Here is a 10,007-nt window from a genome sequence, read left to right on the forward strand (position 1 = left end):
ATCGCTCCTTCGCTGTCTCTCAGCCTCTTGTTACGCATGGCCCTTGTCGGAACACCGGTTCCCACGTTGCGCGAACGCGGTCCTACGGATCCGGGCCATGCGGTCACGCCACCGCGCGCTCGCGATACATCGCGTCGATCTCGGTGGCATAGCGCTTGTTCACGAAGCTGCGCTTCAGCTTCATGGTCGGCGTCAGCTCCTCGTCCTCGGGCGTGAGCTGACGTTCGATCAGGTAGAATTTCTTGATGGTCTCGACGCGGGCGAAGTTGACGTTGACCGCTTCGATCTCGCGCTGGATCAGGTCCTGGATCTCGGTGGCGCGGCACAGGCTCGCATAATTGGTGAAGGGGATGTCGTGGTCCTGCGCGAACTTCTCGACGTTCTCCTGGTCGATCATGACGAGGCAGGTCAGATAGGGCCGCTTGTCGCCGATCACGACGGCGTCGGAGATGTAGGGCGAGAATTTGAGCTGGTTCTCGATCTCCGACGGCGTGATGTTCTTGCCGCCCGACGTGATGATGATGTCCTTCATCCGGTCGGTGATCTTGACGAAACCTTCATTGTCGATGGTACCGACGTCACCGGTGTGCAGCCAGCCGCGCGGATCGATGGTCTCGGCGGTCTTCTCCGGCTGGTTGAGATAGCCCATGAACAGGAAGTCGCCCTTGATCAGGATTTCGCCCTCCGGCGAGAGGCTGACTTCGCCCCACGATACCGACTTGCCGACCGAGCCGAGCTTGATGCGGTCAGGCGGCATCACGGTCGCGACCCCGCAATTCTCGGTCTGGCCGTAGACCTCGTACATGTCGATGCCGAGCGCGAGGTACCAGCGGATCAGATCCGGCGAGATCGGCGCGGCGCCGGTGAAGGCGGTGCGGCAACGGTCGAGCCCGATCATGCGGCGGATGTTGCGGAACACCAGCCAATAGGCGAAGCGGTTGGCGAGCTTGAGCGCGAACGAGGGTTGGCCGCCCTCGAGCCGGCAATCGGTCATGCGATAGCCGATGTTGATCGCGCGGCGATACATCCATTGCTGGAACGGCGTTGCATCCTTCAGGGCGATGGTGATGGCCGAGTAGAATTTCTCCCAGATGCGCGGCACCGCCAGGAACGTGGTCGGCTGCACCTCGCGCAGATTGTCGGGCACCGTCTCCGGACTTTCGGCGAAGTTCATCACCGAGCCCAGCGCGACCGAAATGTAGTAACCGCCGATGCGCTCGGCGACATGGCAGAGTGGCAGGAAGATCAACCGCTCTTCGCGCTCCTGCGCCGGAATGTAGTCGTTGGCGTGCCGCATCTGGTGCACCACGCTGCGGTTGGCGTGCATCGCGCCCTTGGGCGGACCGGTCGTGCCCGACGTATAGACGAGGACCGCGAGATCGCCGGCGCCGCGGCTGTCGATCATCTCCTGCCACAGCGTCTCGCGCCCCACCATGTGGTTGCGGCCGAGCGCGCGGAATTCGTCGATCGACAGCACCATGTCGTCGGTGAAGCCGCTCAGGCCTTCCATGTCGAACACGACGATTTTCTGCAGGGTCGGGCAGCGCGCGCGGCAGGCCAGCACCTTGTCGAGCTGCTCCTCGTCCTCGGCGAAGATGATCCGGGTAGCGGAGTCGTTGACGAGATATTCGACCTGCGCGGAGGAGTCGGTCGGATAGATGCCCGATGACACGCCGCCGGCGCACAAAATGCCCATGTCGGCATGGACCCATTCCGGCACCGCATTGGCGATGATGGACGCGACGTCCCCCGGCGCGAAGCCGGAGGCACGCAGCGCGTAGGCGATCTCCTTCGAGATCTCCAGCCATTGCCGCCAGCTCGTCGGCTGCCAGATGCCGAACTTCTTCTCGCGGATCGCAGGGCTGTCGCCACGCGTCTCCACCGCGAGCAGAAACGTCTTCGCGATCGTGTCGGCGACCGTCAGCACCGCCGGTCGGGCCATGCTCGTTCCCTCCTTGTCGCTTCCTTCCCGCTGCCGCCTTGACGGCGGTCTATGTCGGGGAAAGGGAAGCCATGTTTAACGCCAAGTCCTTCTCAACGCCACGTTTTCTTCTTTTTCCAGCGCCGTTCGCCCCGGGCGCCGGCTTCCTTGGCCCCAAGGTAAAATTCCTGGATGTCCTGGGAATGCATCAAGCGGTCGCAGGTGTCGTTCATGACGACCCGGCCGATCTCCAGCACGTAGCCGTAATGGGCGGTTTCCAGCGCCACCTTGGCATTCTGCTCGACCAGCAAGATCGACATCCCCTGCTCCTCGTTGACGCGGCGGATGATCGTGAAAATCTCCTTCACCAGGATCGGCGACAGGCCGAGCGAGGGTTCGTCGAGCAGGAGCAACGTCGGCCGGTTCATCAGCGCGCGCCCGATCGCGAGCATCTGCTGCTCGCCACCCGAGAGCTGGCCGGCCGGCTGGTTGATGCGCTCGCGCAAGCGCGGGAAATAGCCGTAGACCCGCTCCAGATCCTCCGCGACGCCGTCGCGGTCCTTGCGCGGATAGGCGCCCATCATCAGGTTCTCGCGTACCGAAAGGAACGGAAACACCTCCCGCCCCTCCGGCACATGGCTGAGGCCGAGGCGCACGATCTTGTCGGCCTCCATGCGCTGGATCGACTTGCCCAGGAATTCGATCGAGCCCTTCTGCGGATCGAGGATGCCGGAGATGGTCTTCAGCACCGTGGTCTTGCCGGCGCCGTTGGCCCCTAACAGCGTGACGATGCGGCCGCGCGGCACCTCCAGCGAGATGCCGCGGATCGCCATGATCGGCCCGTAATAGCTCTCGATATTGCTGAGCTTGAGGATGATGTCTGATTTGACGGCTGCGTCCATCGCGTCAGGCTCCAAGATAGGCGGCAACGACGTCGGGATGCTGCTGCACCTCGGACGGCGAGCCCATCGCCAGCACGCGGCCGTAGTTCAACGCGATCACGCGGTCGGAGACGCGGTTGACCAGCGACATGTCGTGCTCGACCATCAGCACGGTGATGCCGAGATCGTTCTTCAGGTCGCGGATCCAGAACGACATGTCGTCGGTCTCCTCGACGTTCAATCCGGATGACGGCTCGTCCAGCAGGATCAGCTTCGGCTCGGAGCAGAGCGCACGCGCAAGCTCGATCACCTTGCGCACGCCGTAAGGAAGACCCGAGATCAACTTGTCGCGGTAGGATTCGAGGTCGAGGAATTCGATGACCTGCTCGACGCGGCGGCGGTGCACCTTCTCGTTGGCGCGCACGCTCGGCAGGAACAGAAACTCCTGCCAGAGCTGCGTCGTCGAGTGACGGTGGCGCCCGACCAGGAGGTTCGCAAGCACGCTCGCATTCTCGAACAGCTCGATGTTCTGGAAGGTGCGGGCGATACCGAGCTTTGCGATGTCGTAGGGCGGCTGCTCCGTGATGTCCTGGTCCTCGAAGAAGATACGGCCCGAGGTCGGCCGGTAGATCCGCGAGATCAGGTTGAAGATCGAGCTCTTGCCGGCGCCGTTCGGGCCGATGATCGAGAGGATTTCGCCCTTCTCGACCGCGAAGGACACCGAATCCACGGCCTTGAGGCCGCCGAAATGCAGCGACAGGTTCTCGGCGCGAAAATAGCTCATCGGTTCCGCTCCGATTTCACGTAGATCTTCTGCCGCTTGAAGGTGGCGCGCTTGTAGAGCGGAAAGAGCTGGAAGAAGAGCTTGATCTTCAGCCAGCGGCCGTAGATGCCGAGCGGCTCGAACAGCACGAACAGCATGATGATGACGCCGTAGATCGCGCCCTTCAGGCCGTTGAGCGAGGCGAATGCGGCGACGCTGGACTGAATGCTCGCGGCGCGCTCCTTGCCCGCGCCGAAGGCGGCTGCGACGCCGGCGATGATGCCGGGCATGTCGTCCTTCAGGTAGGTCAGGAACGGATCGATCATCACGATGAAGATCGCGCCCAGCACCGCACCGTGCAGGCTGAACGTGCCGCCGATCAGGATCACGATGATGAACTCGATCGAGAGCTGCAGCGTGAACATTTCCGGCGAGATGAAGGAGAGCTTGTGCGCGAACAGCACGCCGGCAAAGCCCGTTATCGCCGCCGAGATCGCGAACGACTTCACCTTGTAGAGCGCGACATTGACGCCCATGCTGCGCGCCGCCGTCTCGCTGTCGCGGATCGCGACGAAGGCGCGGCCCGTGGGCGAACGCAACAGATTGAGCGTGCCGACGATGGTCAGCACCAGCACGGCCAGACAGAGGAAATAGAAGCCGGGGCTGTCCCGCGGCACGGGAACACCAAGCAGCGACAATGTCTTGACCCGCATGCCCTCATTGCCGTTGGTGACGCTCTCCCAGCGCGCCAGAATCTCCTCGACGATCAGGGCAAAGGAGATGGTGGCGATGACGAGATAGATGCCGGTCAACCGCAGCGCCGGAAAGCCGACCATCGCGCCGATAATGCCGGTGAAGAGACCGCCGGCGAGGAAATAGACCGGGAACGGCACGTTGTACTTCTGCAAATACGCCGCCGTGTAGGCCCCGATCGCAAGGAACGCCGCGTGTCCCAGCGAAGCCTGGCCGGTAAACCCGGTCAGGATCAGCAGCGCCACACCGACGATCGCGTAGATGCAGACGAAGACGAGCTGGCTCATCAGATAGCTGGAGAGCACGTAAGGCGCGACCAGCAGCAGGGCGAACAGGATGCCGTAGGAAAAGTAATAGCCCGAATGCGGGAACAGCTTGATGTCGTCCTCGTAGTCGGTCTTGAACAGGAAGCGCATGGCGTTCAGACCTTCTTGCGGACGTGAAGGCCGAACAGGCCTTCGGGCTTGAGCAGCAGCACGGCAAGCAGCACCAGATACGGCGCGACGTCCTTCCAGCCCTCGGGCAGGTAGAAACCGGCCATGCTCTCGATCACGCCGATCAGCACGCCGCCGACGACGGCGCCGGGTATCGAGCCGAAGCCGCCGAGCACCGCGGCGGGAAACGCCTTGAGGCCGAGCACGAGGCCGACATTGGAGTGGATGAAGGTGATCGGCGCGAGCAGCACGCCGGCGCAGGTCGCAACCGCGGCACTGATCGCCCAGACGATCGATACCACGCGCTTGACCGGAATGCCCATGTAATAGGCCGCCAGCATGTTCTCGGAGCTCGCGCGCATCGCCGTGCCGAGCGTGGTCTTGTTGAAGAACAGATAGAGCAGCAGGCACAGGATCATCGTTGCCGCGATCACCGAGAGCTTGTCATAGGCCAGCACCAGCGAGCCCAGGCGCAGCACGCCCTGGCTGAACGGCGTCTCGATCTTCAGATCGTCGGTGCCCCAGATCATGCCCGCGACCGAGCGCAGGAAGTAGCCGAGCCCGATGGTCGCCATGATGATGGAGAATTGCGGATAGCCGAGGATCGGCCGCACCACGACCCGCTCGGCCAGCATGCCGAACAGCGCCATCGCGGCGACCGCGCCGGCAAATCCGAGCCAGTAATTGAGGCCCATCATGCCGATGAAGGTGAAGGCGAAGAAGCCGCCGAGCATCATCAAATCGCCCTGGGCGAAGTTGACGACTTCGGTTGCCTTGTAAACGAGCACGAAACCGAGCGCGATCAGGCCGTACACGCAGCCGAGCGCGATGCCGCTGACGAGCTGCTGAACGAAGTCCAGCATTGCCGTTCACCCTCCCCGATGCAGACAGCGGCTCTTTTGGCCGTCTTGCTGCATCTTGTGTCCAGTCGCTACGCAGCGGTTCAAGCCGCCGTCGTGCGCCATTTGCCCTGAAGCAATTCAGCCTGAACCGCCAAGCGCTGTCAACAAAGTGTGACTCATCGCCTTCCATCCCGGATGACGGAATTTGCAACGACAGGATTCACCGTGCCGAAACATCTTCAAGTCATGGTCTCGAGCAATGCAAAACCGGGCGGTGTCTTTGTCATGAAGCCGGAAAACTCGGCACTCCATGTGCGAGGGTTAACGAAGCGTTTTGACCGTTTGGCGGTCGATTCCCTCGATCTCACCATTCATGCCGGTGAATTCTATGCCCTGGTCGGGCCGAACGGCGCGGGCAAGACCACCACTCTGCGCATGGTCGCGGGCCTGTTGCGGCCGGATGCGGGCGCAGTTTCGATCTTTGGCGTCGACGCGCTCGCCGATCCCGTCGCGGCGAAACAGGTGATGGCGTGGGTGTCCGACGAGCCCATGATCTACGACAAGCTGACGCCGCTCGAATATCTCGAATTCGTTGCCGGTCTCTGGGGCATCGATCCCGCGACCTCCGAGCCCGCCGCGCAGGAACTTCTCGCATCGCTGGGGCTCGCGCCGCACAAGCATGAACGCTGCGAAGGATTCTCCAAGGGCATGCGCCAGAAGGTCGCGCTCGCAGGCGCGCTGGTCCACGATCCTCGCCTCATCATTCTCGACGAGCCACTGACCGGGCTCGACGCGGTCTCGGCGCGCCACGTCAAGGGATTGCTGGCCGAACGCGTCCGCACCGGATGCACGATCATCATGACCACGCACATCCTCGAAGTCGCCGAACGGATGGCCGACCGGATCGGCGTGATCGCATCGGGGCGCCTCGTTGCCGAAGGCACGCTCACCGAGCTGCGCCAGCAGAACGGGCACACCGACACCAGCCTGGAAGATCTCTTCATCGCGCTGGTCACGCTCGAGGCGGCATGAGCTCGGCGACGGCGCTCTCCTGGTTCGCGCGCCACGAGCTTCGGCTCGCCTGGCGCGAATGGCTGGCGATGATGACGGGCGGGCAGCGCAAGCGAAAGCGCGCCGCGGTGATCGGCCTCATCGTCTTTGCCGCGATCCTGCATCTGCCGGCGTGGGCCGTGATCGGCCGCTTCGCCGATCTTCAAATGCCGATCGACAAGCCCTCGCTGATCGTGATCTCGTCGACGATTTTGCTCGCCTGGGCGCTGATGCTGTCGCAGGCGATCGAATCGGTGACGCGCGTGTTCTACGCCCGCGCCGATCTCGATCTCATCATGTCATCACCGGCAAAGCTGACAAACCTGTTCTCGGTGCGGATCGCCGCGATTGCGCTCGCGATCACCACGATGGCGCTGCTGCTTTCGACGCCGTTCGTCGACGTGCTGGTGATCGGCGGCGGACCGCGATGGCTTGCCGCGTTCGGCGTGGTCGTCGCCATGGGCCTGTCGGCGTCAGCGATCGCGATCGCCATCACCATCCTCCTCTTTCGCCTGATCGGCCCGGCACGAACGCGCTTCATCGCCCAGATCGTGGCTGCGATCATCGGCGCCGGCTTCGTGATCGTGCTGCAGATCGCAGCGATCATGTCCTACGGCACGCTATCGCGCTTTGCGGTGCTGACCTCCGAATCCGCGGCCGCCTATGCGCCGGACGTTGACAGCATCGTCTGGTGGCCGGCACGCGCGACGATGGGCGACAGCGAGCCGCTCCTGCTGCTGCTCGCACTCGGTCTCGTGCTGCTCGGCAGCGTGATGGCGATGTTTTCCGGTCGCTTCGCCGACACCGCGATCGATGCGGCGGCCTATGGCACGCCCGGCCGCAAGACCGCGCGCGAGCGGCGGTTCCGGAGCGGTTCGCGGCAGCGGGCGCTGCGGCGCAAAGAGTTCATGCTGTTGTGGCGCGATCCCTGGCTGATCTCGCAGACGCTGATGCAGCTTCTCTATCTGGTGCCGCCGGCGCTGCTGCTGTGGCGCAGCTTTGCCGAAAGCTCGGCTGCACTCGTGCTGATCACGCCTGTGATCGTGATGGCGGCGGGACAGCTCGCAGGCGGGCTCGCCTGGCTGACTATCTCAGGCGAGGATGCCGCCGACCTCGTCGCGACCGCGCCGCTGTCGCCGTCACGCATGATCCGCGCCAAGATCGAGGTGGTGCTGATCGCGATCACAGTCATCTTCGCGCCGCTGATCGCCGCCCTCGCCCTTGCCTCGCTCAGCCAGGCGGCGATCACCGCAGGCGCCATCATCGTCAGCGCGACCTGCGCCACCGCGATCCAGCTCTGGTTCCGGGTACAGGCCAGGCGCAGCCAATTCCGGAGACGCCAGACCTCGTCACGGCTCGCGACCTTTGCGGAAGCTTTTTCCTCGATCGGCTGGGCGGCCAGCGCTGCGCTGGCGCTGACGATCCCGATCGGCGGCCTGATCAGCGGCCTCATCACGGCAAGCCTCGTCGCCGCCACCTGGAAATTCAGCCCGCGGCGGGATTAAGCAGAGCAATTGACGCCTTTCAACCAGAGCTTTCTTGCTCTATTTTTTGCCCATGCCCAGGTTGAAAGTCACCAAACACGGCCATGTGACGTTGCCCGCCGACGTGCTGGAACACCTCTGTGTTCGTCCCGGCGATGCATTGGTCGCGACCGAACTTCCGAACGGAAGGATCGAGTTGAGGGCAAGGCCAACGGGCAAAATTTCAGACGCCTTTGGCTATCTGAGCGACAAGCGCAGGGGCCGATCCCTCTCGATTGCCGAGATCAACAAGCTCACCACGCTTGGATGGGCCGGCAAGCGATAGGCCTGCGACACTGACGCGCTGTTGATTGCGGCCTGTTGGCTGCCCGCCAGATTGCACGTTACACTCCGCAAAACCCTCCCTGGGGACGGACCTATGTGGCGACTGCTATCGGCGGCCTTGGCGCTTATCGGCGCGACCCTGACACCTGCCCTCGCACAGCAGGTCCAGCGCAGCGAATGCCTGGCCATGGCGGGGGCGCCGCCCCGCGTCATGCCGGTGGCGTTCCGGCAGGCGGCGGCCGCGCAGCAGGTCGAAATCACCTATGCCGGCCATTCCACCTATTTCATCGACACGCCCGGCGGTCTGCGGATCGCGACCGACTATAGCGGAGCTTATCAGGTCGGCCGTCTCCCCGACGTTGCGACCATGAACAAGGCCCACAGCACGCACTACACTTTATACCCCGACAAGCGCATTCCGAACGTGCTGCATGGCTGGGGCGAGGACGGCAAGCCGGCGATCATCTCGACCCGGATCGGCGACACCTTCATCCGCAACGTCACCACCGACGTCCGCCGCTATTTTGGCGACGACTTTGGCGCCGACATGATCCGCGACGGCAATTCGATCTTCATCTTCGAGGTCGCCGGCCTCTGCATCGGCCATCTCGGCCACCTCCACCACAAGCTCGACGATTCCCATTTCGCCCAGATCGGGCGGCTCGACATCGTGATGGTGCCGATCGACGGCACCTACACCATGTCGCTCGGCGGCATGTCTGACATCACCAAGCGGCTGCGCTCCTCGGTGGTGCTGCCGATGCACCGTTTTGCCACGCCACTGGAAGAGTTCATGCGCCGGATCGGGCAGGAGTTCGAGATCGACCGGCGGTTCGAGCGCAGTTTCCGGATGTCGCGGGATACGCTGCCGAGCACGCCGACGGTGATCATCCTCGACGGCGTGTGACGGCGGCGCAATTTTCTCCAAGCCGCCGGCCGTGCGTCGTGGTGATCTCTCCGCAACAGGAGAGATCACATGAGCGACTTTGCAAAATTCCTGCATGCGGCCGGACCGAACGCAGAGCATGCACGCGCCCTCAACCTCTACGGCCGCTTCGTCGGCGATTGGGATGCCGAGATCACCGCCCACGCAGCCGATGGCACGACGCATCGGGCGGCCGGCGAGATCCATTTCGGCTGGGTGCTGGAGGGCCGTGCGGTCCAGGATGTCTGGATGATCCCTCGTCCCGCCGGCGCGCCGGCCTTTCCGATTGCCGGCAATTGGTACGGCACGACGCTGCGCGTTTACGATCCGACCATCGACGCCTGGCGCATCTTCTGGATAGACCCAGGCCGCAGCGTGTTCCGCCAGCAGATCGGCCGCGCGAAGGGTGAGGACATCGTCCAGGAGGGCACGACCGAGGCCGGCGATCTCTCGCGCTGGAGCTTTACGAAGATCACGCAAAACTCCTTCCATTGGCTCGGCGAGGCCAAGAGCGCGACCGCCGCGGACTGGCGACTGGTGGTGGACGTGAAGGCGACGCGACGAACGGCGTAGGGAGCGGGCGCAGACGTCCCACACCGTCATGGCCGGGACAAGCCCACGGCTGTCCGG

The 10,007-nt window shown here is 63.7% G+C and carries 10 protein-coding genes; 5 read left to right on the top strand and 5 right to left on the bottom strand.

Going from position 1 to position 10,007, the window contains the following annotated elements; genetic code table 11:
- Positions 1-103: 103 nt before the first annotated feature.
- The 5 genes from C2U70_RS10160 to C2U70_RS10180 form a co-directional block, all read right to left on the bottom strand.
- Positions 104-1,942, bottom strand: coding sequence for an AMP-dependent synthetase/ligase (locus tag C2U70_RS10160; RefSeq protein WP_140977871.1), 1,839 nt, complete (start codon positions 1,940-1,942; stop codon positions 104-106).
- Between the two features lie 92 nt (positions 1,943-2,034).
- Positions 2,035-2,823: an ABC transporter ATP-binding protein gene (locus C2U70_RS10165; RefSeq protein WP_140977872.1), complete on the bottom strand. Its 789-nt coding sequence runs from the start codon at positions 2,821-2,823 to the stop codon at positions 2,035-2,037.
- A 4-nt stretch (positions 2,824-2,827) separates the two neighbouring features.
- Positions 2,828-3,586, bottom strand: a complete 759-nt coding sequence (locus C2U70_RS10170) for an ABC transporter ATP-binding protein (protein WP_140977873.1) — start codon at positions 3,584-3,586, stop codon at positions 2,828-2,830.
- Positions 3,583-4,734, bottom strand: a complete 1,152-nt coding sequence (locus C2U70_RS10175; RefSeq protein WP_140977874.1) for a branched-chain amino acid ABC transporter permease — start codon at positions 4,732-4,734, stop codon at positions 3,583-3,585. Before C2U70_RS10175 ends, C2U70_RS10170 begins: the two co-directional genes overlap by 4 nt.
- Positions 4,735-4,739: 5 nt before the next feature.
- On the bottom strand, positions 4,740-5,615 hold the full coding sequence (locus C2U70_RS10180) for a branched-chain amino acid ABC transporter permease (protein ID WP_140977875.1): 876 nt from the start codon (positions 5,613-5,615) through the stop codon (positions 4,740-4,742).
- A 264-nt stretch (positions 5,616-5,879) separates the two neighbouring features.
- On the opposite strand from C2U70_RS10180, the gene C2U70_RS10185 reads away from it, so the two are divergent.
- The 5 genes from C2U70_RS10185 (at position 5,880) to C2U70_RS10205 (ending at position 9,950) form a co-directional block, all read left to right on the top strand.
- The gene (locus C2U70_RS10185) at positions 5,880-6,626 is read left to right on the top strand and encodes an ABC transporter ATP-binding protein (protein WP_186294166.1); all 747 of its coding nucleotides are present in this window, start codon (positions 5,880-5,882) and stop codon (positions 6,624-6,626) included.
- Positions 6,623-8,149 carry a permease gene (locus tag C2U70_RS10190; RefSeq protein WP_140977877.1) on the top strand — a complete coding sequence of 509 codons (1,527 nt, stop codon included), beginning with the start codon at positions 6,623-6,625 and terminating at the stop codon, positions 8,147-8,149. The genes C2U70_RS10185 and C2U70_RS10190 overlap by 4 nt, the downstream gene beginning before the upstream one ends.
- Before the next feature lie 34 nt (positions 8,150-8,183).
- Positions 8,184-8,453: an AbrB/MazE/SpoVT family DNA-binding domain-containing protein gene (locus C2U70_RS10195; protein ID WP_246666720.1), complete on the top strand. Its 270-nt coding sequence runs from the start codon at positions 8,184-8,186 to the stop codon at positions 8,451-8,453.
- A gap of 93 nt (positions 8,454-8,546) precedes the next feature.
- Positions 8,547-9,359 carry an MBL fold metallo-hydrolase gene (locus tag C2U70_RS10200; protein ID WP_140977878.1) on the top strand — a complete coding sequence of 271 codons (813 nt, stop codon included), beginning with the start codon at positions 8,547-8,549 and terminating at the stop codon, positions 9,357-9,359.
- A 69-nt stretch (positions 9,360-9,428) separates the two neighbouring features.
- Positions 9,429-9,950, top strand: coding sequence for a hypothetical protein (locus C2U70_RS10205; protein WP_140977879.1), 522 nt, complete (start codon positions 9,429-9,431; stop codon positions 9,948-9,950).
- The last annotated feature ends 57 nt before the right edge of the window (positions 9,951-10,007 follow it).

Origin of the sequence: Bradyrhizobium guangdongense, assembly GCF_006483445.1 — a bacterium.
Classification (GTDB): Bacteria; Pseudomonadota; Alphaproteobacteria; order Rhizobiales; family Xanthobacteraceae; genus Bradyrhizobium; species Bradyrhizobium guangdongense_A.